At 63.0% G+C, this 21,723-nt stretch carries 18 protein-coding genes, 1 tRNA gene and 1 riboswitch; of the genes, 9 read left to right on the top strand and 10 right to left on the bottom strand.

What is annotated here, in order from left to right:
• Positions 1 to 19: 19 nt before the first annotated feature.
• From I7X13_RS18375 to I7X13_RS18360, 4 genes are all read left to right on the top strand, one after another.
• Positions 20 to 2,479 carry a TonB-dependent receptor gene (locus tag I7X13_RS18375; RefSeq protein ID WP_198076594.1) on the top strand — a complete coding sequence of 820 codons (2,460 nt, stop codon included), beginning with the start codon at positions 20 to 22 and terminating at the stop codon, positions 2,477 to 2,479.
• A gap of 81 nt (positions 2,480 to 2,560) precedes the next feature.
• A complete protein-coding gene (locus I7X13_RS18370) occupies positions 2,561 to 3,415 on the top strand; it encodes a transporter (protein WP_198076593.1) in 855 nt (284 codons plus the stop codon).
• Between the two features lie 70 nt (positions 3,416 to 3,485).
• Positions 3,486 to 3,700, top strand: a riboswitch (cobalamin riboswitch).
• 161 nt (positions 3,701 to 3,861) lie between these two features.
• A complete protein-coding gene (locus I7X13_RS18365; RefSeq protein WP_198076592.1) occupies positions 3,862 to 5,853 on the top strand; it encodes a TonB-dependent receptor plug domain-containing protein in 1,992 nt (663 codons plus the stop codon).
• Positions 5,854 to 5,896: 43 nt separating this feature from the next.
• Positions 5,897 to 7,024: a DUF5074 domain-containing protein gene (locus tag I7X13_RS18360; RefSeq protein WP_198069761.1), complete on the top strand. Its 1,128-nt coding sequence runs from the start codon at positions 5,897 to 5,899 to the stop codon at positions 7,022 to 7,024.
• Between the two features lie 107 nt (positions 7,025 to 7,131).
• Here the strand turns inward: I7X13_RS18360 and I7X13_RS18355 are convergent, their stop codons facing one another.
• Positions 7,132 to 7,404: a hypothetical protein gene (locus I7X13_RS18355; RefSeq protein ID WP_198069762.1), complete on the bottom strand. Its 273-nt coding sequence runs from the start codon at positions 7,402 to 7,404 to the stop codon at positions 7,132 to 7,134.
• Between the two features lie 168 nt (positions 7,405 to 7,572).
• Between I7X13_RS18355 and I7X13_RS18350 the strand changes: the two genes are divergently transcribed.
• Positions 7,573 to 8,175, top strand: a complete 603-nt coding sequence (locus tag I7X13_RS18350) for a thioredoxin family protein (RefSeq protein WP_198076591.1) — start codon at positions 7,573 to 7,575, stop codon at positions 8,173 to 8,175.
• A 419-nt stretch (positions 8,176 to 8,594) separates the two neighbouring features.
• Positions 8,595 to 9,167, top strand: a complete 573-nt coding sequence (locus I7X13_RS18345) for a helix-turn-helix domain-containing protein (protein WP_198069765.1) — start codon at positions 8,595 to 8,597, stop codon at positions 9,165 to 9,167.
• A 78-nt stretch (positions 9,168 to 9,245) separates the two neighbouring features.
• On the opposite strand, the gene I7X13_RS18340 is transcribed toward I7X13_RS18345, so the two are convergent.
• The gene (locus I7X13_RS18340; protein ID WP_232342442.1) at positions 9,246 to 9,599 is read right to left on the bottom strand and encodes a four-helix bundle copper-binding protein; all 354 of its coding nucleotides are present in this window, start codon (positions 9,597 to 9,599) and stop codon (positions 9,246 to 9,248) included.
• A gap of 172 nt (positions 9,600 to 9,771) precedes the next feature.
• Here I7X13_RS18340 and I7X13_RS18335 point away from each other — a divergent pair, with 172 nt between their 5' ends.
• Both I7X13_RS18335 and I7X13_RS18330 read left to right on the top strand, forming a co-directional pair.
• The gene (locus I7X13_RS18335; protein WP_198076590.1) at positions 9,772 to 12,081 is read left to right on the top strand and encodes a B12-binding domain-containing radical SAM protein; all 2,310 of its coding nucleotides are present in this window, start codon (positions 9,772 to 9,774) and stop codon (positions 12,079 to 12,081) included.
• Between the two features lie 88 nt (positions 12,082 to 12,169).
• Positions 12,170 to 13,165 carry a lipocalin-like domain-containing protein gene (locus I7X13_RS18330; RefSeq protein ID WP_198076589.1) on the top strand — a complete coding sequence of 332 codons (996 nt, stop codon included), beginning with the start codon at positions 12,170 to 12,172 and terminating at the stop codon, positions 13,163 to 13,165.
• Positions 13,166 to 13,180: 15 nt separating this feature from the next.
• Here I7X13_RS18330 and I7X13_RS18325 read toward each other — a convergent pair whose 3' ends face one another.
• From I7X13_RS18325 to I7X13_RS18315, 3 genes are read right to left on the bottom strand one after another with little or no spacing between them, the layout of a single operon-like run.
• Entirely contained in the window at positions 13,181 to 14,227 is a 1,047-nt protein-coding gene (locus I7X13_RS18325) for a hypothetical protein (RefSeq protein WP_198076588.1), read from the bottom strand.
• A gap of 24 nt (positions 14,228 to 14,251) precedes the next feature.
• On the bottom strand, positions 14,252 to 14,797 hold the full coding sequence (locus I7X13_RS18320) for a GNAT family N-acetyltransferase (protein ID WP_198076587.1): 546 nt from the start codon (positions 14,795 to 14,797) through the stop codon (positions 14,252 to 14,254).
• A 29-nt stretch (positions 14,798 to 14,826) separates the two neighbouring features.
• Positions 14,827 to 15,096 (bottom strand): hypothetical protein, encoded by a 270-nt coding sequence (locus I7X13_RS18315; RefSeq protein ID WP_198076586.1) that lies wholly within the window; start codon positions 15,094 to 15,096, stop codon positions 14,827 to 14,829.
• Between the two features lie 104 nt (positions 15,097 to 15,200).
• Here I7X13_RS18315 and I7X13_RS18310 point away from each other — a divergent pair.
• Positions 15,201 to 15,273, top strand: a tRNA-Gly gene (locus I7X13_RS18310).
• A 285-nt stretch (positions 15,274 to 15,558) separates the two neighbouring features.
• Here the strand turns inward: I7X13_RS18310 and I7X13_RS18305 are convergent.
• From I7X13_RS18305 to I7X13_RS18285, 5 genes are all read right to left on the bottom strand, one after another.
• On the bottom strand, positions 15,559 to 16,482 hold the full coding sequence (locus tag I7X13_RS18305) for a helix-turn-helix domain-containing protein (RefSeq protein ID WP_317191590.1): 924 nt from the start codon (positions 16,480 to 16,482) through the stop codon (positions 15,559 to 15,561).
• Positions 16,483 to 16,612: 130 nt separating this feature from the next.
• Positions 16,613 to 17,506 carry an SDR family NAD(P)-dependent oxidoreductase gene (locus I7X13_RS18300; protein WP_233454845.1) on the bottom strand — a complete coding sequence of 298 codons (894 nt, stop codon included), beginning with the start codon at positions 17,504 to 17,506 and terminating at the stop codon, positions 16,613 to 16,615.
• Between the two features lie 468 nt (positions 17,507 to 17,974).
• Complete coding sequence (locus I7X13_RS18295; protein WP_198076585.1) at positions 17,975 to 19,045, bottom strand: hypothetical protein; 1,071 nt, start codon at positions 19,043 to 19,045, stop codon at positions 17,975 to 17,977.
• A 9-nt stretch (positions 19,046 to 19,054) separates the two neighbouring features.
• On the bottom strand, positions 19,055 to 20,509 hold the full coding sequence (locus tag I7X13_RS18290) for an MBOAT family O-acyltransferase (protein ID WP_198076584.1): 1,455 nt from the start codon (positions 20,507 to 20,509) through the stop codon (positions 19,055 to 19,057).
• Positions 20,510 to 20,553: 44 nt separating this feature from the next.
• Complete coding sequence (locus I7X13_RS18285; RefSeq protein WP_198076583.1) at positions 20,554 to 21,720, bottom strand: acyltransferase family protein; 1,167 nt, start codon at positions 21,718 to 21,720, stop codon at positions 20,554 to 20,556.
• Positions 21,721 to 21,723: the final 3 nt, after the last annotated feature.

Here is a 21,723-nt window from a genome sequence, read left to right as displayed (position 1 = left end):
TATATCTAATAAAATATTTATGAAAATATTATTGACACTGATTTTTTTATTGCCGCAACTGACTTTTGCTCAGTTATCTACTCTTAATGGTATAGTGCGTGGTGCCACTCACCAGCCGGTGCCGTTTGCCAGTGTAGCGGTGGTGGGCACCACGCTGGGAGCCGTAGCCGACGCGGCGGGCCATTACGAGCTAACCGGCGTGCCGGCCGGGGCGGTGCGCCTGCGGGCCAGCGCCGTGGGCTTTGCGCCGATAGAGCAGCGCGCTGAGGTAACCGCCGGCCAGCCCCAAACGGTTGATTTCCTGTTGCAAGCTGCGGCCGCTGACCTCGGCGAAGTGGTGGTGACGGGCGTGAGCCGGGCCACCGAAATTCGGCGCAGCCCCGTGCCCATTGCCACGCTCAGCCGCCGCGAAATCAGCCTCAATGCCAACACCAACGTGATTGACGCAGCCGTGCGCGGCATTCCCGGCCTGAGCGCCGTCACCACCGGGCCCAACGTTTCTAAGCCATTCATCCGGGGGCTGGGCTACAACCGCGTGCTGACCCTTTACAACGGCCTGCGGCAGGAAGGCCAGCAATGGGGTGACGAGCACGGCGTGGAGGTGGACGGCTACGACATTGAGCGCGTGGAAGTGGTGAAAGGCCCTGCCAGCCTGCTCTACGGCTCCGATGCCGTGGCCGGCGTGGTGAACCTGCTGCCCGCCCTGCCCAGCGGCCCCGAGGGCCGGCTCCGGGGCGAAGCACTCAACGAGTACCAATCGGCTAATGGTTTGGTGGGGAATTCGCTGGGACTGAACTATCAGAAAAGTGGTTTCCAAACCAGTTTCCGCGCCAGCCACCGTCTGGCCCGCGACTACCGCAATAGCTTAGACGGTGCGGTGTACAACACGGGCTTTCGGGAGCTGACGCTGACTGGAATGGCTGGCGTGAGCAAGGTATGGGGCAGCTCGCACTGGTACCTCACGCTCTACGACAACCGGCAGGAAATCCCCGACGGCAGCCGCGACTCGCTCAGCCGCCGTTTCACCCGGCAGGTGGCGGAGAGCGGGCTGGATGATGTCAAAAGCCGGCCGCTGGTGAGCGATGACGAGTTGAATTCCTACGCCATCGGCCCGCTGCACCAGCGCATCCGGCACTATCGGGTATTCACCCGAACGCAACTGCACCTGAGCGGGGGCGAGCTGCACCTGCTGCTGGGCGCGCAGCAGAACACGCGGGAGGAATTCAACCACCCCACCGCGCCCGGGCAGCCCGGCCTGGCCCTGCGCCTCACCACCTACACCTACGATGTGCGCTACCACCTGCCCGACTGGCAGGGCCTGCAAATCAGCCTGGGTAGCAACGGCATGGGCCAGCTCAACCGCCACCAGAACGCCACCGACTTCCCTATTCCCGATTACAACCTGCTGGACGCGGGCGGCTTCCTGCTGCTGAAAAAGCCCCTGGGCAAGCTGGAGCTGAGCGGCGGCCTGCGCTACGATACCCGCCTCGTGACCTGGAATGATTTCCACCTGGCCCCCAACCCGGCCACCGGCTTTGTGGGCGCGGCCGGGCCCGGCGCGGTGGGGGCGGAACTGCCGTTTCCGGCGTTTCGGCAGCGCTACCAGGGCGTATCGGCTAGCGTGGGGGCGAGCTACGTGGCCAGCGCACAGCTCACGCTGCGCGCCAACCTGGCCCGGGGCTACCGCGCCCCCAACATCCCCGAAACCGGCTCCAATGGCCTCGACCCCGGCGCGCACATCGTGTACCTCGGCAACCGCGACTTCCGGCCCGAGTTCAGCTGGCAGCAGGACGTGGGCGTGCTCTGGCACCAAACCACGCTCGATGCCTCGGTGGAAGTGTTCCACAACTACGTGCAGAACTTCATTTATCAGGGGCGCTTGCTGAACGAGGCCGGGCAGCCGGTCGTCATCGTGCCCGGCAACACCACCTACCAGTTCCAGCAGTCGGCCGCCCGGCTGTTCGGCCTGGAGGCGACCCTGAACTGGCGGCCCGCCGCCCTGCCGTGGCTGGCGCTCAACAACAGCGTGGCCTTCGTGAACGGCCAGAACGCCGATGCCAAGCTGCTCGAACGCCAGGGCGAATCCGCCCGCTACCTGCCGCTCATCCCCCCACTACGTGCCCGCTCCGAAGTGCGTGCCACGCTGCCCAGCGGCCAGGGCCGCCTCACGGGCACCTACTTCCGGGCCACGGTGGACGGCAGCGCCCGCCAAAACCACTTCTACGCCCTCGACAATACCGAAACCGCTACGGCCGGCTACGCCCTGCTGGGCCTGGGGGCGGGCACCACCCTGGCTACTGCCGGCGGCCGGCCGGTGGTGCAGCTCATTGTGCAGGTCGACAACGTGTTCGATACCGCCTACCAGGCCCACCTCAACCGCCTTAAATACTTCGAATACTACGCGGCTGCGCCCAACGGCCGCTCGGGCATCTACAACCCTGGCCGGAACGTGGCGGTGAAAATGCTGGTGCCGTTTTAGAACCGAAGGCTGCTGTCGGGCTTGGGCTAACATAGTGTTCAGAAAATGCCACCACGGTTCATTTTCTGCGTAGATGCGCCCATGAAGCACTTTTTTCTCTTACTTCTGCTGTTGCCTTCGCTCAGTTGGGCCCAAGCTCCGGCTAAAAGCTCTCCTTACGACTCGGCCCATTTCAGCTGGCGCAAGCCCGTGCCGCGCAACCGCCTGCGCGAGCTGCAACCCGACCGTCCCGGCATCACCGAAAGTCCGTTTACCGTGGATGCCGGCCACGCCCAGCTGGAGGTAGACGGCTTGCGCCTGCTGAACAGTGGCAGTGGCAACGACGACAAAACCCGCGAGCTGCACGCCGCCTACACCATGCTCAAGCTGGGCCTGAGCCGCCGCACCGACGTGCAGCTCGAAGTGCCCATCTACAGCGTGGCCAAACAGCGCCCCGCTGGTTCCGACGAGTGGCAGGAGCGCCACGCCGGCTTTGGCGACCTGACGGTGCGCGTGAAGCACAACTTCCTCGGCGACGACCAGGCCGGCAAGCTGGCCATGTCGGTTATCGGCTACGTGCGCCTGCCTACCGGCGGGCAGGTAGGCGACGGGGCCCCCGAGTACGGCGTCGTGCTGCCCATCGACGTGGAGCTAAGCGATAAAATAAATCTTGAAGCCCAGCTCGAAACCGACCTCAACTACGACCGCGAGCAGGGTAGCCGTTACCTCGGCCTCATGCCCTCGGCCGCTATAGAGTGGGATTTTGCCAAAAAGCTGGGCATGGTCATCGAAGGGGTGACGCAGTGGAATACCGAACAGCGCCGCTGGCAGGCCTCCACTAATATTGCTCCCATCATCAAAGTCACCGACAATCTCCAACTCGATTTCGGCACGCACCTCGCCCTGAACAACCTGAGCGACCACCAGTACTTCGTTGGCTTCACGCTGCGCCGGTGATAATTCAGTGAACAGTGAGCAGTGAGCAAAGGCCATAATTGCGAACTGTTCACTGCTAACTGTCCTTCCCGTACCTTTGCCTCGTCAAGGTGCCAGACCCCAAGCGCGGGGCGCGGCTGAAAAGGGAATCCGGTTCAATGCCGGAGCTGTCCCCGCAACTGTACGCTTCACATCGGAGCGGGCCACGAATGCCACTGTTTGCTGATTGATTATCAATCGACTAAATGGGAAGGCTGCCTGCTCGGCGAAGCAAGCCAGGAGACCTGCCCGGGCATTCACAGGTTCAGCATTCGCGGAGGACGAATGGAGAAAGAGAACAGGGGCCGGTTTCGGCAGGCCCGTTTCACCACTGTTTTTCGGCCTCGGTCTGGTGCTGGTTCTCTTCGTTTGAAGAGGGCTTTCGACAGATTTTGAATCGAATTTTCTTAATCGAAAATTTGATTCGGATGCGTTGTCTTTTATTCACCTGGTTAGCGGCAGTCGGCGGATTGCTGGCCGGAGCCCCTGCGGCCCGTGCCCAGCAGCCGCGTGCCGCGCCGCCCGATTCGGCTCGGCTCAGCCGGCGGCTGCACCGGCTGGCCGAGGTGAACGTGCGCGCCGTGGGCCCCGAGCGGTTTGCCACCGGCAGCCGCCACTACGAAGCCGACTCCGCTACCCTGAGCCAGTACCGCAACGGCACCGTGGCCGAGCTGCTGCAGGACCGCACCCCGCTATACATCAAAAGCTACGGACCGGGCCAACTGGCTTCCATCAGCATGCGGGGCACCTCGGCCCAGCAAACGGCCGTGCTCTGGAACGGCCTGAACATCATGCTGCCCACCCTGGGCCAGAACGACTTTGCCCTGTTGCCCGTGGGGGCCAACAGCGGCCTGGCCGTGCAGCCCGGCCCGGCCGCCGCCCTCTACGGCAGCGGTGCCATCGGCGGGGCCGTGCTCCTGAGCACGGCGCCCGACTGGCGGCCCGGCCTGCGGGGCAGCGTGCAGGTCGATGCCGGCAGCTTTGGCCTGCGCGGCAGCAGCGCGGAGGTGAGCACCGCCAGCGCCGCCGTGGCCATGCGCGTGGCCGCCAGCTACCGCCAGGCCCTCAACAATTACCCCTACACCACCCAGGAATTTGGCGGGCCGGTGCGGCGCACGCTGGCCGGGGCCGCCCTGCGCCACCAGTGGAGCCTGGCCCCTGAAGTGGCCCTGCGCCTGGGCCAGGCCGGCCAGCTCACGGCCAGCGCGTGGTTTACTGATACCGACCGCGAGGTGCAGCCCGGCATCACCACCGGTACCAACCGCCACGCCGAGCAGCTCGACCAAAGCCGCCGACTGGTGCTCAGCTACCGTCACCAGGCCTCGGCGCGGGCGCAGTGGCTGGTGCGTGCCGCCGCGTTTGAGGACGTGCTGAACTACCACGACGACGGCCTGACGAGCGACTCGCGGGTGCGCACCACCCAGGGCCAGGCCGAATACACGGCCGCCGTGGGCGCACGCGGCTCCCTGCGCGTGGGGGCCGAGGTGCAGCATTTTAGCACCACCTTCCGCGAATACGCCAGCCCGCTGACCACCGAAAACCGCGCCGCCGCTTTTGCCCTGTTGCGCTACGACCCGCAGCCCCGCCTGCGCCTCACCGCCAACCTGCGCCAGGCCACCCTGCCCCAGGGCAACCCCCTCACGCCCACCGCTGGCCTGGAATGGGACCTGTGGACGAATGGTGTAACTCCGGATTCATTCAGTCACTCCGCCGCTCAGGCACTCACGCTGAAAGCGAGTGCAGCCCGCAGCTACCGCGCCCCCACGCTCAACGAACGGTTCTTCAACCCCGGCGGCAACCCCAGCCTACGCCCCGAAGTCGGGTTGGGCTACGAGGCTGGGCTGCTGCACCGCACCCAGCTTGCGCCCCGCGCCAGCCTGCAAACCGAGCTAACCGGCTACCGCCAACTGGTGGACGACTGGGTGCAATGGACGCCCGGCCCCGAAGGCTACTGGCGGCCGCGCAACTTGCGCCAGGTGCTCACGCAGGGCCTCGAAGCCAGCACGGCCCTCACGCTTCGGCGCGGCGCGCACCGCCTCGGAGCCCGGGCGGCCTACGCCTTCACCCAGGCCCGCACCCGCCGCGCCACCCCCGACGACCTCGTGCCTGTAGGCCAGCCGCTGCCTTACGTGCCCGCTCACACCGGCACCCTGAGCCTGGATTACGCCTGGCACGCCTGGCGCGTGGCTGCTGCCACCAGCGCCGCCAGCTACCGCTACACCGATGCCACTGCCCAAACCTTCCTGCCTGGCTACGGCCTGCTGGGCGGCAGCGTGGGCTACGCCGTGCGCCTGCACGGAGCCGAAGCGCTGCTGCTGCTGCAAGGCTCCAACCTCCTCAACCACGCCTACGAGAGCTATGAAGGGCGCCCGGCCCCGCCCCGTGCTCTGGGCATTAGCCTGCGCCTGAGCTGGCTCTGATTTCTTGTATTCAACCACCCATTTTTCTCTTCTTTATTTTTCCATGCGTTTTTCCAACTATCTGATTGCTCCGGCGCTGGCCTTGCTAAGCTTGGCCGGTTGCAGCCCCGACAAGGAAGTAACCGTGGCTCCGGCCGCGGAAAAAAACAATGTCTATGTCCTCAACGAAGGCGCTTTTTCCAGTGGCACCGGCAACGGTACCATTTCGCTGTTTGATAAAAGCACGAAGGCGGTGACGGCCGACGTGTTCCAGAGCGTGAACGGCCGCCGGCTGGGTAACCTGACGCAGAGCATGGCCGTGCGCGACAAGCGCGGCTACATCGTAATGAACGGCTCGAACAAAGTGGAAGTCGTGTCGCTGCCCGATTTTAAATCCGTGGGCGTGGTGACCGGGCTCAGCAGCCCCCGCTATTTCCTGCCCATCAGCACGAGCCGGGCCTACGTAACGCAATGGGGCACTTATAACTCGGTCTACAACCCGATTCGCGCGGGCATCAAGGTAGTGGATTTGATTACCAACACGGTGGTCGACAGCATTGCCACCGGGAGCATGCCCGAGCGCCTGACCATGGCCGGCAGTAAGGTATTCGTAGCCAACTACGGCAGCAACACGGTAACCGTCATCGACCCTGCTACCAACCGCGTCACCAATACCCTGACCGTGGGCGACGCCCCCAACAGCTTCGCGCTCGACAAAAACAACCGCCTGTGGGTGCTGTGCGGCGGCTTCGTGGCCTACCTCTACGATGCGAACGGAAAATACTTGGGAATCGATTACGCCAACACGACCGCGGGCAGCCTCTACGGCCTCGACCCGGCCAACCCAACGAGCGGCGGCACGTCGCGCACGTTTGCTTCCAACCAGCGCGTGCCCGTCGATATTCACACCAACCCGGCGGGCGACCAGCTTTACTTCCGCGCCACCGATGCCGCTAGCTACCTGGGCGGCGTGGTGCGCCTGGGCATCGCCGATGCCGCGCTGCCATCGCTGACCGGTACGCCCTTCATCAACGGGCTGTTCTATGGCCTGGGCATCGACCCCGACAATGGGACGATTTACACAGGCACGGGCACGTTCTCGGCCGATAAGATGACGCGCTACCAGCCCGATGGCAGCAAAATCGACGAAGCCGTGGTGGGTGCCGCCCCCAACGGCTTTGTATTCTTCTAGGCCTGCTCCGCTACTTCTCCTTTCCTTCTGCAAAAAATGGAAAAGGCCCGCCCCGGAAGGAGCGGGCCTTTTTTGCGGGCCTTGATTTGAAGCCTATTGGCCGGAAACTAGTCGGCAATGCCGTCGTGGTTGCGGTCTTTGGCGTCGCCGGCGGCTTTATACAGGTCTTTGCCGGTGACGTGGTGGGTGGTGTCGCGGGAGAGGCCGGCGGTGGCCGAGTCGCCGTTGGCTACGCCGTCGGTGCCGGCGGCGGGGCCTTTCTTGGTGTAGCCGCGCTCCACGTTGGTGTCGCCGTCTTTGGTGCCCGAGCTGCAGGCGCTAAACGTGGCGGTGAGGGCGCAGGCCACGGCGAGCGGGCGGAGGAAGTTTTTCAGAGACATGAAAGAGCGAAGGTGAGGGGGTAAATGATAAGCGATGCCGCAAGGTAGAAAAATAACCCGCCCGCGCGCAACCCGAACCACTGGGCGCGGGTACGGTTGTACCGGCGCGGGCAGGCCCAGGGTTGCCCCAGGCTGCGCGTTCCCCCTTCATTTTTCCTTATCCGTCTGATGTCCAATCCACTTTCCGCTTACTTGCCCGCGCCTGGGTCGACTTACACATATCCGGAGTTCCGGGAGCTGATGGGTACGCTGGCCGTTGAGGGCCGCACCACCGGCCCCGAGCAGTTGCCGGGCCTCATCCGCTACACTGCCCAGAACCAGCAGCACCTCGACACCGCCTACGCCCGCCCGCTGCTGCCCGCGCTGGTCGAAAAACTCCGGCAGCTACCCCGCCCCGAGCACTGGTTGGTGCTGGGCGAAACCTGGTGCGGCGACACGGCCCACACCCTGCCCATCCTGGCGCATCTGGCCGAAGAAAGCCGGGGCCTCGTCGCCTTGCACGTAGCCCTGCGCTCCGAGCACCCCGAGCTCATGGCCACCCACCAGACCGACGGCAAAAACAGCATTCCCAAGCTCATCCGCTACGACGCGGCCTCCGGCGCCGAGCTGGGCACCTGGGGCCCGCGCCCGGCCGAGGCGCAGCGGCTGAGCCAGCAGCTGCACGCCGACAAATCTTTGCATACCAACCAGGTAGTAAAGGGCATGAATATGTGGTACGAGGCCGATAATGGCCAGGCTATGCAGCACGAGCTGCTGGCGCTGCTGGGCTAAGATTGGGGTTGAATCAAAATTTCCCCTATTTTCACCTTCCCAATTCCGAATTATATGCCCTTGCCGTTGCACCGTCGCCTCCAAAAACACGTTGCCGCCTGGCCCTGGCGGCGGGTGGGCGTGCTGGCCGGAGTCAGCCTGGTGCTGGCACTAATGCTGGTGGGATATTTGTTCGGCGTAAGCGACCATTTTTTTAGTCGACTTTTTTTTGCGTTTCTCGTATTGGTTTGGCTGCTGGGCGTTACGTTCCTCGCCGTGGTGCCCTTCGTGACCTGGGCCACCGCGCATTGGTTCGGGCGTGGGTGGGCCGAAGTCTCGACGTCGGCCCCGCGCGCCCGTCGGGCGGCCCCCGGCGCATCAGCAGCGCGTTCTATTTCTCCACCGGCTGCTTCACGGCGGCCCCAAACACGTTAAAGCCATTGAAAACTAACCTACTGCACATCAAAAATATGGTGTGCCCCCGGTGCGTAGAAGCCGTGCACAACCTGTTGGAGCGCGCTGGTTACCGCCCCAAAGCCGTAACGCTGGGCGTGGCCGAACTCGATGAGAATACCCCCGCCGACCCCGAAGACCTGGCCCCGCTGCTGCACGCCGCCGGCTTCGAATTGCTGCGCGGCCGTGCCGAGCAGCTCACCGAACAAATCAAAAGCACCCTGGCCGAATACCTGGAACACCTGCGTACGGCGCGCTCGCCGCTTACCACCTCGGCTTTCCTCACGGACCGGTTTGCAGCCACCTACTCGCACCTGAGCAAGGTGTTTTCGCGCACCGCCCACCTCACCATTGAGAAGTACCTCATTCGCCTCAAAATTGAGCGCGTGAAGGAAATGCTCAGCTACGGCGAACTGACCCTGAACCAAATAGCTGACCAGATGCGCTACAGCTCCGGCCAGCACCTGAGCAACCAGTTCCGCCAGGTGACGGGCTACTCTGTAAGTGAGTTCCGCCGCCTGATGCTGCCCGAGCGTATGTCGCTCGATGCGCTGGCGTAGCAGGATTCAGGCTGATAGCAGCAAAAAGCGGCTCTCCGATTCGGAGAGCCGCTTTTTGTTTGGCTAGTTTTTGTATGGCTAGGCAGCGTAGGCTTTGCAGGCTTCCACGCAGGCCTGGCAGGCAGCGGCGCACTGCTGGCAGTGCTCGTGCTTGTGCTTGGCGCACTCGTCGTGGCACTTCTGGCAAATTTCAATGCACTCTTTGAGCACGTGCGGGGCGTGGTCGGAACCCCGGGCGATGAAGGCAGCCGTGAGACGGCAGATGTCGGCGCAGTCGCGGTCGAGGCGAATGCAAGGCACCATCATTTTCGGGTCTTCTTCATCGAGGCAGGCGTCAGCGCACAGCTCGCAGGCGGCTACGCAGCGGCTGAGGGCATCGAGAACGGCGCGGTTGTCGCGGCGGGTTCGAGAAGTGGGGGCAGGCATTTGCATATCGGATGGGGTTGAGGGGTTTATACCGGATGCCTTGGTTTACGAACCAACCGGAAAAGATGGGCGTGTAGGATTTGCTTTTTCCGCAATACAATTCGGTGCCTTGCCGCTGCCCATGCCCGAACTTTGCCGGAAATGAACCCCGACCCGCCGTGCCGGGTTAGTCCCTACTGTGCCTACTGCTTCTCCCCGCATCCTGCTGCTCACGCCGCCGCTCACGCAGCTCAACACCCCGTACCCGGCCACAGCCTACATCAAAGGCTTTCTGACGGGGCGCGGCTACGACGTGACGCAGGCCGACATGGGCTTGCAGCTGGTGCTGCGGCTGTTTTCGGAGGCCGGTTTGCGGCGGGTTTTTCAGGAAATCGAAGCTGGGGAATTCAATCTGAGCGATAACGCCCGGCGCATGCTACGGCTCCAAAACCGCTACCTGGCTACCATCGGCCCGGTCATTCGCTTCCTCCAGAACAAAGACCTCACGCTGGCCCCGCGCATCTGCCACGGCCGTTTCCTGCCCGAAGCCAGCCGCTTCGATAACGTGGCCGACCTCGAAACTGCTTTCGGCACCATGGGCCTCACCGACCAGGCCCGCCACCTGGCCACGCTCTACCTCGAAGACCTCGCCGACCTCATCAAGGAAACCGTGGGGCCGCACTTTGGCTTCTCGCGCTACGCCGAGAAGCTGGCCCTCTCCGCCACCAGTTTCGAGCCCTTGCACCAGGAGCTCGAAGCCGCCCCCAACCTGCTGGATAAAATGCTGCTGGAAGAGTTGGAGCCCCTTTTGGCGCGGGTGCAGCCCGCAGTGGTGGGCTTTACGGTGCCCTTTCCCGGCAACCTCTACGGGGCGCTGCGGCTGGCGAAGCACATCAAGGAAATCAGCCCCGGCACCGTGACGGTGATGGGCGGCGGCTACCCCAACACCGAGTTGCGCACCATTCAGGAGCCCCGCTTTTTCGATTACATCGACTACCTGACGCTGGATGATGGCGAAGGCCCGTGGCTGCGGCTGCTGGAGTATCTGGGCGGCCTGAAAGAACAGGGAACCGGTCACTCCCAGCGTCATTGGGCATCTGTCAGCCTGGTATCGGGTAGCGAAGCGGTTGATGATGTGCATTGTGAGCTACAGCCCGTTCTCTACGCTCCGGATAGCAGCAATCTGCTTCAGCGAACTTTTCGTCGCAACGCGCAAGGGCAAATCGAATACATCAACCACCCGCACCCTGAAGTGCCGCACGCCGAGGTAGGCACACCCGACTACTCTGATTTGCCCCTCGCCGAGTACCTCTCGGTGCTGGAGGTGCTGAACCCCATGCACCGCCTCTGGAGCGACGGCCGCTGGAACAAGCTGACGGTGGCCCACGGCTGCTACTGGAAGCGCTGCTCGTTCTGCGACGTCACGCTGGACTACATCGCCCGCTACGAAACCGCGCCCAGTACCCTGCTGGTGGATAGAATCGAGCAAATAATCCAGCAAACCGGCCAGACCGGCTTTCATTTCGTGGACGAAGCCGCGCCGCCCCTGGCCCTGCGCGACCTCGCCATCGAGCTGCTCAAGCGCCGCGTGGCCATCACCTGGTGGGGCAACATTCGCTTCGAAAAAACCTTCTCGCCCGACCTCTGCCGGCTGCTGGCCGCTTCGGGCTGCATCGCCGTAAGTGGCGGGCTGGAAGTGGCGTCTGACCGGTTGCTGGCCCTCATGGAAAAGGGCGTGACCATCGCGCAGGTGGCCCGCGTCACGGATGGCTTCACGCAGGCCGGCATCATGGTGCACGCTTATCTGATGTACGGCTTCCCCACCCAAACCGCCCAGGAAACGGTGGACAGCCTTGAAGTGGTGCGCCAGCTGTTTGCGGCCGGGGTGGTGCAGAGCGGCTATTGGCACCGCTTTTCGATGACGGCGCATTCGCCCGTGGGCAAGAACCCCGCGAAGTACCAGGTGGCCGCCATCGGCCCGGAGCCCGCCGGCTTCGCCTGGAACGACCTCTGGCACGACGACCCGCTAGGCACCGACCACGAAGCCTTCGGCCCCGGCCTGGCCAAGTCGCTGTACAACTACTTGCACGGCGTGGCCTTGGATGAGCCGCTGGGCCGCTGGTTCGATTTCAAGACTCCGAAAACGACCACCCCGCGCCACCTCATCCAGCAGGCCCTGCAAGCGCCGGAAAAGCCCGATTTCGCCAAGCAGAACCAGCGCCTCTTCTGGCTCGGCAACGCCCCCGAAATCCGCATCGAACCGGGCAAAAAAGCTCCCTTTGCCGTGCTTACCTGCTATGAACAGGCCGAGGATTTCGAGGTGAAAACTACCGAAGCCGCCGGCGATTGGCTGCACCAGCTCCTCACCCGGCTCAGCCACGATTTCGATACCAAAGTGCTGCTGAAAGATGCCGCCGCCAGCTTTCCGAAAGCGGAAGGCTCGTTTGAGGTGTTTCTGCAAAGCCCGGCCTGGGCCTTGCTGCGCGAGAAGGGCCTGCTGCTGTTGTAGCGCCTGGCATGGCCCGCCAGCCACATCGGCGGTAAAGCGTTAACTTTCGGGTGGTTTAATTCTCCGCATTTTATTCGCTTTCCTATTGATGATGCATCCTTTACGCTTCCTGTGCACGCTGCTGGCCGGCTGCCTGCTTCTGCTCAGTGCCTGCTCGAAAAAAGAAGACCCCGCTCCCGGCGGCATTAGCGGCACGGTGACGCCGGCCGCAGCTATTGCCACCGTGACGGCCACCGGCCCTAGCGGTACCAAGGCCACAACTGCCGTGAGCGCGACCGGCACCTATCAGTTTACGGGCCTGGCGGCCGGTTCCTACGTGCTGAGCTTCGCCCCGGCGGCTACCTATATTGCCCCGGCTCAGGTGACGGCCGTGGTAGCCGCCGGGGCCACCACCCAGGTGCCGGCCGTGGCCGTGCAGCAAACCAGCGGCTCGCTGAGCGGCACGATAGCGCCCGCCGATGCGGTCACGCGCGTGACCGTATTCGAGGCTACTACCCACTTCACCGCCACGGCAACGGTCACCAGCACCGGGGCTTTTTCGTTCCCCAGCCTCCCGCCTGGCACCTACTACGTAGATTTCAACGCCACTTACCTGGGCGGCATGACCACGTTTGAATTCCTCGCCTACTATCCCCCCAGCCAGCTGGGCAACGTGGTGGTGGTGTCCGGGCAAAACACTGCGCTACCAGTTGTCACGGCTGTTCCCACCCGTGCCAATAAGCTCAGCACACCCAAATGGCGCATCACCGGTTACCTGCTCGACGTAGCTGGTGCGAACGGTGCCGTGGACGTTTATGCGCAAATGCCCGCCTGCGAGCGCGACAACTTCTACCGTTTCAACATTCCCAACCAGTATATCAAAGACGAAGGCGCGACCAAGTGCTCGGTCTCCGACCCCCAAACGGTAGCCGGTACCTGGGCCTTCGACGCCAACCAAAGCAATATTGACCTGACCGTGCCGGGCACCGCGTCAACCAGAAGTGTTCTTTACTCATTGACCGCAACCACTTTGCAGCTCGGCACGAGCGGTACCACCGCAACGGGCGCGGCGTACACCGCCTACATCACCTATACGGCCTTTTAGACACAGCGGCCGGTACTACTTGCCCTGAAGCCACTCCACCACGGCACCGGGCAGGCCTGGCCCGAAAGCTCCACCGTCCGGCCGCAGCAAGTCGGGGCCGGCCGTGCGGAAAGTCAGCACCGTACCGCCGCGCCGACCGCCCAGGGCGTTGCGCAGGGCGGTAGCCCGCTGGCTGGCCGTGGTGCCGCCGTACAGCCCCAGTACCGCCAGCTTGCGGCGGCGCAGCTCCCGTAGCACAGCATTGCTGGCCGGGCCGACGGCCATGTTGTGAGCCATGAGAAAGGCCACGCGCGGCGCCTCGGCGGTGGTCAGCAACTGAGCCACGGCCGCGGCCCGCGCCCCAGTAGCCCACACGCCCACGTTGGCCGTGTCGGCCCCGGCAGTGCCGCGCAACAGGCGCACGGCAGCCAGCAGGCGCGGGGTTTCGGCCGCGGCCGTAGCCGAGTCGGTGGGCGGCAGCAGCAGCACGATGAGGCCTTCGCGGGCCAGCGCATCGGCCCAGATGGCGGCGGTGGGGGCCGTTTCGGCGTCGGGCAGCAGGGCCAGCGCCGCACCGGGCGTGCCCGTATCGGCGGGCGTAAACAGCCAGGCCGAGCCGGTGGCCTGCGGCACTTCCTCGGCGCGGTAGGTGCTGGGCGTGGGCACGCCGCGCTTCACCAGAATGGTGGTGGCCCTGGTGGAATCCAGAGTGAGAGCGCCGCGCCAGAAGTCGCCCTCCAGCGTCAGGGCCAGGGTCTGGCCGGGCCGGGCGGGCCGGATGAGGCGCAGCTGATTGTTGCTGAAAACAATGGTGTCGGCCACGAAGCTGAGCGTGCCGGGGGCCGTGAATTCGGCTTCGTAATGACCGGGGCTGGGATGGCGAATATCGAGCGTGGCCCGCACCTCGGGCTGCCCGGCGGCGTTGAGGCTGCCTTCGTAATGCCCCACTGGTGGGGTGGCGGCTTCGGCCGCTTGCTCGTGCCTGGGCTGGCAGGCCGTCAGTAATATGCCCAGTAACGCGCCCAGCAAAATGCCCTTTCTGCGAAAGGAATAGGGGATAAGCAGGTGCGTAGGAGCTGGCATAGGCATTCGGTAAAAGTAGGCGCTTTAGCGGCCGGCCATGCCCTTGCGCAAAATCAGGTCCGTCTGTACATCCTGCCCCAGCCGGAACTCGTGCCGGCCAATCTCGCGGAAGCCAAACCGCTGATAGAAAGCCCGGGCTTTGTCGTTTTTCTCCCACACGCCCAGCACCACGGCCGAGCAGTGCAGCTGCTCGGCCAGGGCCAGGATGCCGCGCATTAGGGCTGCGCCCAGGCCGGTGCCCTGCCAATCGTCGCGCACGTAGAGGCGCTCGATTTCGAGGCGGCCGGCAGCGTCCTGGCCTTCCGGCAACCCCAGCTCTGAGTTGTCCCGCAGCTTGGCGTAGCCCACCAGCTCGTTCTGCATGTGCGCCAGCAAAAACGTGTTTTCGCGGTCCTGCAATTCGGCCATCTGGATATCCGGGCCAAAGTTTGCAGCTAAATACGCGGCCATATCGGCCGGGGTATTGGTGGCGGCGAAGGTGTCCTGAAAAGTTTGGCGGCCCAAATCAGCAAGTTGGGCGGCGGTGGCGGTGTTGGCCTTGGCCAGCGAGATGCGCAGAGGAGATGACATAGCGCAAAGGTCGCGTTGCCGCCGGGGATTTAAAGTATTTCGTCAGCGTTGGGGTTGCGGTGCACACTGGTGCCGCGCCGCATCCGCAGGCCTACGCGCATCAGCAAGCCGCTGGCTAGCAATCCTACCAGGTTCACCGACAGCATGAAGGCCGAGGGGCTATCCGGCCTGCCCGCATTCCAGGAGTAGGCCCCGACGGCTACTTTCAGCAGTAGCCCAATGCCTAAAAGCGCGCCGCTAAATATCAGCAACAGGCCAACCAGGCGTTGGGTAGCAGGAGGGAGGGGAGGAGTGGCCATATCAGCCGTGCATACGACGCCCACAAAGGTGAGGTTGGCTGTTTGCCTTGCCATCGTTGCGGTTTCGGTTCTTTGGCGTAATTTCGGGCCACCAAAATATCCCCGCGAGAGTAGCTCAGTTGGTAGAGCATCAGCTTCCCAAGCTGAGGGTCGCGAGTTCGAACCTCGTTTCTCGCTCATTGATGAACAGCCATTTAGCTTCGTTGCTAGGTGGCTGTTTTGGTTTTGAGAGGTCTATAGTTTATCGCGGCGTCGTATGCGCGGCTCAAGGCCTTTGGACGCGCCTTTCGCTTGGTATACGTCCAACAGGACCGCGAAGCACCCGAGAAGGTCCGCAGTTTTATCCTGCACTATCGGCGGCGTCCCTAGCGCGCATCACGCCCCTGCGGGTCGCCCCTGCTTCCGCAAGTGCACGAAAAGGGTCGTAGCATAAAAGGTACTGGCAGCAAGGGAGCCTCTTGTTCAACGAGAGCGTCGCGGGGCTCCTGTGGCGAACGAGCGCCGGAAGGCCAAGGGTGACAAGCTCGTTCTGGCCTTGAACAGCTTGCTGAACGACTGCGAATGCTCAAAGCCCAGCTCGTAGGCAATTTCGCTCACGGACAGCTCAGTGATGGAGAGCCGCTCTTTCGCTTGCTCGATAAGCCGCTGGTGGATGTGCTGCTGCGCGCTCAGTCCGGTGAGGGACCGCAGCATGTCACTCAAGTAGCTCGGGGTCAGGTGCACTTGTGCCGCCAGGTACTGCACCGTGGGCAGACCCTGGCGCAGCCCCTGCTGCTTGCCAAAATAGTCGTTCAGCACGGCCTCGACCTGCGCCAGCAGTCCCCGGCTTACCGTGCGCCGGGTGATGAACTGCCGTTGGTAAAACCGCTGCGTGTAGCTCAGTAGCAATTCCAACTGCGCCAGCAGCACGTCCTGGCTGAAGCCGTCGATGCGGGCGCGCAACTCCTGCTCTATGCTGCGAAACAGCGCCGCCACGGTGTCCTTTTCGCTGTCTGAGAGGTGCAGCGCTTCGCTCGCGTCGTACGAAAAGAAGGTGTACTGCTTGATTTTTTGGGCCAGCGGGTAGCCCACCAGGAAGTCGGGATGCAGCAGCAGGACGTAGCCGCCTTGGTCGCAGGTATTTTCGTTGCCGCCGCCCATGAGTTGGTTAGGTGCGGCGCAGAGCAAGCTGCCTTCTGTGAAATCGTAGTAGCCCGGGCCGTACTTGATACTCCCGGTGCCGCCCGTTTTATAGGCGAGCTTGTAAAAGCTCAGCAGTTGCGCGCCCGACGACGGCCCCGCGCCGACTGGCGTGGCCGTGGCATCCACCACGCTGATGAGCGGGTGCAGGGGCTTGGGCAGGCCCAGCGCCTGATGCGCCTCGGTGATGGAACTGAACTTGTACACGATAGGAACAAGAGGTTTTAGGGTGGCACCACCGCAGCCCGCCGGAAGGAGCGTTCCCGGCGGGCTGCTTGGACCGGGAAAATATAAATACGAGCAAACAAACCCGTGTGTCACACGGCCGACTAACGGGCTAGTGGGTTATGCTGGCCAACTGGCCCTGCGCCGCCTCTGATACGGGCGCCCATGCTTCCCAGGTCGCCAAGCGTTCGGCGTAGGCCGCGCGCACCTCGGGCAGGTTGTGGCGGCCCAGGAACAGCCGCAGCGGCGGCTGCGCGGCGTCGACAACGGCAAAGAGCGCCGCTGGGGTCGCGGCGGGGTCGCCACGTTCCGTGCTTCGTAAGCCTGCGAAAAACTCGTTTTTGAAGTCGCTGTATGCTTCTAGGCCGGCCGCAAAGCGCAACGACTCCGGACTGCCAAACTCGGTGGCGTATGCCCCGGGTTCGATAATGGTAACCTTGAGGCCAAACGCAGCCACTTCAGCGGCGAGGCTTTCATGGACGGCTTCGAACGCCCACTTGGAGGAACAATAGTAGCCGATAACCGGCAAGGTGTAATGGCCCAAGCCGCTCGACGTGCCCAGAATGTGCCCGTGGCCCTGCGCGCGCAACAGCGGCAAGGCAGCCTGAATGACGGAAACGGTCCCGAAAATATTCGTCTCATACATCGCCCGGATGTCGTGCAGGCTGGCCTCCTCCACGGTGCCGACCAGCGAATAGCCGGCATTGTTGAGCACGATGTCCAGCCGGCCAAAATGCGCGTGGGCCTGTGCCACGGCCATTTTGGCCTGCTCAGCGTTCGTGACGTCCAGTTCCAGCGGCAACACGTTGGCCCCGTACTTCTGCGTCAAATCAGCGATGCTGGCCAGCTGGCGCGCCGTGGCGGCCACCTGGTCGCCCCGCTGCAAAGCGGCTTCCGTCCACACGCGGCCAAAGCCGCGCGAGGCCCCCGTAATAAACCAAATTTTGCCGGCCGGGCCGGGGGTAGGAGCTAGGCTAGCGGATTTCATTTCCTGTTGCGGTGTCATGTCTGTTTTGGTTAAGTCAACAACACGACAAAGCTCCGCCGGTGCCAGCGGGCGCTTGTAGGCAAAACGAGGAACTTCGTAGCCAAAACGAGGTGACCTTGCCTATGCGCTGGGGCCGCGCCCCGCGCGTCTTCCACGGCCGTTTGCAAGTGATTCAGAGGGAAGGCGACGAAAATAAGGGGCTCTGGTACGTACTGAGTAAGAAAATTAGGGCCTTAAATGCGAGCGGATGCAACGTCGTAGCTTCGATGACGAGCGTCTACGTTAACGGTGGGCTGGATTTACGAAAGTCCACTTGTTATCCTGTGCATTCCACTTGATGCGTGGAGTGCACAGGATAACAAGTGGGCTCAAAACCAGTCCTCTGATAGCTGGCCAGGGCTCCGAGGTAGAAGCTGGTCGTGGTTTCCTCCAAGCCCTAGTCTACTTGCATTTGGGGACGCCGTGGTCCACTACCCAGCCGAATCTTTAGTTACCCACCCCGCGCCCTGCCCCGATGCCAGTCGAATCCTTGGCATAAATCAGCCGCATGATTTTTCGGCCCACCAACGGGCGGTAGTGCGAGGCTTCGTAGTAGTAGCCGGGGTGCTTGGTTAGTTCGTTTACGCCGCTGAAATCGTGAATATGCTCCCGCCCAAAGGTCTGTACTAAATAGGCTAGGTCGGCCGGATTCAGGGCCTCCTGCGAATACAGCGGACTGATGACGAAATGGTAATTGGTATGGTGGCGCGCGAGAATAGCCCAGATGGCTGCTAGTTGCTCCCTGGCTTCGGGGCCGATAACCGCCGGGCTGACCGGTGACCGGGCCGGGCGCGGCGGCAGCCCCGGGTTGCGGGCGTAAAATCCCACCGAGTCGGCAGCAATCTGCTGTTCCACCTCGGTCAGGAGCATGTCGTTGGTAATTGGTGCAATACCTCCACCCCGTGTGTTGAACAAATCCTCCATACCCGGCGTCACCTGCCCCGTCAAGTTCAGCTTCCAGTAATGAAGAAAGAAGAAGCGGGCGAGGTAAGCCCGGAAAAACGACAGCTGGAAGCGGAAGGGTAGCTCCCCGGTCAGGCGCGGGTCCTTGCGAAATAGGTGGGACTCTACGTCCCGGGTTTGGGCCAGCAGTTGCGGGTCGCAGATGATGAGCACGTTTTTGAGCTCGGCACCCTGGTTTTCCAAAAATTGCAACTTCTTCCATACCCCGAACAGCGACTCGGCAAACGCATCGTAGTGAAAGCCGCTGGGGTCGTGGGTGTATTTCGCCCAGTCACGCACGGTGAAGGCCAGCGTGCGCGAGTTGCCCAGAATGAAAGACTGGTATCGGTGTTGCGGGTAATTGTCCACAAAGAGCTGGGTACTGATGTAGTCCCGGTTCGGAATCACCTGCGTGGCATAGGTGTCGTAGTGGTAAAGCACCTGAAACGGGTCCAGCACCAGGTAGCTGCCCACCACCGCGCTGAAGGGCAGCAGCAGCAGAAAGGCTTTGAGCAACAGCTTGCCCACGCCGCGCGTGGGCGGCCGGCGGGCGGGGGCGGTCGGAGCGGTCGGCATCGGGGCGAGTTAGAATTGGAAGTAGATAAACTGCACGCGCTCGGCGGAGCTAAGCAAGGCGATGCCTAGCACGATGCTATAGTATAGCGCCCAGCGCACCGGCGTGGGCTGCCGAGCCACCCAACCGCCCACGGCCATCCGCGCCTGCGCGGTTTCGACCAGCACCAGCGCTAGCAACGCCCCAGCCAGTGACAGCCACTCGTAGCGCTGATAGAATACTTTCACGGCGGCCAGCCCCAGGGATAGGGTACCTTCGCGTAAGGCGGCACTCGCGCCAAACAGGTGCCGGACGATATAGTGGGCGTCGGGCAGGGAATTGGCACGGAAGAAAATCCAGGCGAAGACCACCAGCCCATACGTGAAGGCCACGTTGAGTGCCGGGCGACCCAGCAGCGGCAGGCGCTCGGCGAGCTTCCGGCGGCGGGTGCGGGTGAGCAGGCCCACCACCAGGTAGGTGCCGTGCAAGGCTCCCCAGATGAGGAACGTCCAGTTGGCTCCGTGCCACAGGCCACTGAGTAGAAACACGATGAACAGGTTGACGCAGACGCGCGGCAGCGCCACCCGGCTGCCGCCGAGCGGAATGTAGAGGTAGTCCCGGAACCAAGTGGAGAGCGAAATGTGCCAGCGGCGCCAGAACTCGGGCAGGCTCCGGGAGAAATACGGCCGGTTGAAGTTCTGCATCAGCTCAAAGCCCATCACGCGGGCACTGCCCCGGGCAATATCCGAGTAGCCCGAAAAGTCGCAGTAAATCTGGACGGAGAAGAAAACAGTGGCCACCAGCAGCGGCAGGCCCCGGTAGTGGGTGGGCGCGTCGTACACCTCATTCACCAGCCGGGCCAGGCGGTCGGCAATGACCATCTTCTTAAACAGGCCCCAGGCCATCAGGCGCAGCCCGCTCACCACCCGGTCGTAGTCGAAATACTGCTTCTGACGAAACTGGGGCAGCATGTGCTGCGGCCGCTCGATGGGACCGGCTACCAGCTGCGGGTAAAACAGCACGTACAGCGCATACAGGCCGAGGTGCCGCTCCGCCTGCTGCCGCCCGCGGTACACCTCAATTGTGTAGCTCATGGCCTGAAACGTGTGAAACGAGAGGCCAATGGGCAGCAACAGATGCAATACCGGCAGCGTGGTGGCGCTACCGCCCCAGTGCAGCAGCGCGCTCACGTTGCCGCTAAAGAAGTTATAATACTTGAAAACGCCCAGCACGCCCAAATTAGCTCCCAGGCTTAGGGCCAGGTACAGCTTGCGCCGGGGGCCCGACGCGGCCTCAATCAGCATCCCGGCCCAATAGTCGATGACAATGGTGAAGAGCAGGATGAGGATGTAGGCCGGGACAAAGGCCATGTAAAACACGCAGCTGGCCCCCAGCAGCAGCACCCACCGAAACCGGTGCGGCAGCACGAAGAACAGCGTGGTGACGACCGGGAAGAAAACGAGAAATTGGAAGGAGTTAAAAAGCATGCATGCAGTGCGAGATGATAACAGCAGGAGGGTGGCGGCCCCGCCTAGCTTGCCCTGCTGGGTTGGGGCGCGCCTGACCACCGGGCATACAGCATTTTGCCCCAGCGAATGGCCGGCAGCTCCAGCCAGTGGTAAGTGAAGTGCGCAATGCCGAACATGAGGCCAAAGGCCAGCAGCACAGCCAGGGCCAGCGCCGGCTTGCGCTGCTGCCCGAAGCTGAGCAAGCCAATGACTTTATACAGAAAAGGCTGGTGAAACAGGTAGATGCTATAGCTGTACAGGCCCACCCGCGCCGTGAGGCGGGTCAGCGCATTGCCCGTGGCCGACGTAACCGGCGCCTTCTGGTGCAGGTACCAGTCCATCAGGCAAATGAAAAACAGGCTGAAGAGCACCCGCCCCAGCAGCCCGTACACCACCGTCACCGTAGACAGGGAGAGCAGCCCATAGAAGCCCACCAGGTAGCCGGGGCTGCGCGCGAACAGGCGCTTGCCCTGGAAAAAACGCTCCCCAAACCAGGCCCCAAGCACCCAGATGAGCCACATATTGAGCGGGGAAAGCCAGAGCACCGCCGAGCGAATCTGGAAGCCCAGCACCAACACCAGCGTGAGGCCCGTGCCCCCCGCCACGGCCAGCGTGGCCCGCCCAATGCCCAGCCAGCGGCGCAAGAGCAAAAAGGCCGGATAGAGCAGGTAGAACTGCATTTCCAGGCCCAGCGACCAGAACGAGGGATTGATGGTAGAAAAGGAGCGGCCGAAGAGGTTGTGGGTGAGCGTGAGGTGGGTGAGCAGGCTGAACGTGCCGCCCGTGCCCAGGCTGAGGCCGAACACGGCCAACGCCACCAGGTAGGGCGGGTAGATGCGCCAGAACCGCTTGTTGAAGAACTCACTAAGCCGGAAGCTAGCGCCGCTTTTCAGAAAGCCCCAGTGGATAAGGAAGCCCGAAACGACCAGAAACAGCGTCACGCCCTGCCCGCCCATGCCCCAGGGCGTGGCGCCCAGCAGCACCCGGCCGGGTGTGTACCGAGCAAAATCAATCCAGAAGCCGGAAGGGCTGAAATCGTAGATTTCATATTGCCCGAAGATAACCAGCAGGGCGTGGTAGCTGAAAACCAGTAGTATGGCCACCCCGCGCAGCACGTCAATTTTCTCGTTATGCGGGCTAATGCCGAGCGCAGGCTGATTGGCAACCGGTTGGGTGCGGAGTAAGGTCATGGC

The organism is Hymenobacter negativus (assembly GCF_016056375.1).
GTDB classification, from domain to species: Bacteria; Bacteroidota; Bacteroidia; order Cytophagales; family Hymenobacteraceae; genus Hymenobacter; species Hymenobacter negativus_A.
This window is presented reverse-complemented; position numbering and strand designations above follow the sequence as displayed.

Excerpts from the sequence above, each read along its gene's own strand:
- I7X13_RS18350 (WP_198076591.1), top strand. The coding sequence starts at position 7,573 with ATGTCCAATCCACTTTCCGCTTACTTGCCCGCGCCTGGGTCGACTTAC.
- I7X13_RS18320 (WP_198076587.1), bottom strand. The coding sequence starts at position 14,797 with ATGTCATCTCCTCTGCGCATCTCGCTGGCCAAGGCCAACACCGCCACC.
- I7X13_RS18370 (WP_198076593.1), top strand. The coding sequence starts at position 2,561 with ATGAAGCACTTTTTTCTCTTACTTCTGCTGTTGCCTTCGCTCAGTTGG.
- I7X13_RS18315 (WP_198076586.1), bottom strand. The coding sequence starts at position 15,096 with ATGGCCACTCCTCCCCTCCCTCCTGCTACCCAACGCCTGGTTGGCCTG.
- I7X13_RS18285 (WP_198076583.1), bottom strand. The coding sequence starts at position 21,720 with ATGACCTTACTCCGCACCCAACCGGTTGCCAATCAGCCTGCGCTCGGC.
- I7X13_RS18300 (WP_233454845.1), bottom strand. The coding sequence starts at position 17,506 with ATGACACCGCAACAGGAAATGAAATCCGCTAGCCTAGCTCCTACCCCC.
- I7X13_RS18325 (WP_198076588.1), bottom strand. The coding sequence starts at position 14,227 with ATGCCAGCTCCTACGCACCTGCTTATCCCCTATTCCTTTCGCAGAAAG.
- I7X13_RS18340 (WP_232342442.1), bottom strand. The coding sequence starts at position 9,599 with ATGCAAATGCCTGCCCCCACTTCTCGAACCCGCCGCGACAACCGCGCC.
- I7X13_RS18295 (WP_198076585.1), bottom strand. The coding sequence starts at position 19,045 with ATGCCGACCGCTCCGACCGCCCCCGCCCGCCGGCCGCCCACGCGCGGC.
- I7X13_RS18290 (WP_198076584.1), bottom strand. The coding sequence starts at position 20,509 with ATGCTTTTTAACTCCTTCCAATTTCTCGTTTTCTTCCCGGTCGTCACC.
- I7X13_RS18365 (WP_198076592.1), top strand. The coding sequence starts at position 3,862 with ATGCGTTGTCTTTTATTCACCTGGTTAGCGGCAGTCGGCGGATTGCTG.
- I7X13_RS18355 (WP_198069762.1), bottom strand. The coding sequence starts at position 7,404 with ATGTCTCTGAAAAACTTCCTCCGCCCGCTCGCCGTGGCCTGCGCCCTC.
- I7X13_RS18360 (WP_198069761.1), top strand. The coding sequence starts at position 5,897 with ATGCGTTTTTCCAACTATCTGATTGCTCCGGCGCTGGCCTTGCTAAGC.
- I7X13_RS18375 (WP_198076594.1), top strand. The coding sequence starts at position 20 with ATGAAAATATTATTGACACTGATTTTTTTATTGCCGCAACTGACTTTT.
- I7X13_RS18330 (WP_198076589.1), top strand. The coding sequence starts at position 12,170 with ATGATGCATCCTTTACGCTTCCTGTGCACGCTGCTGGCCGGCTGCCTG.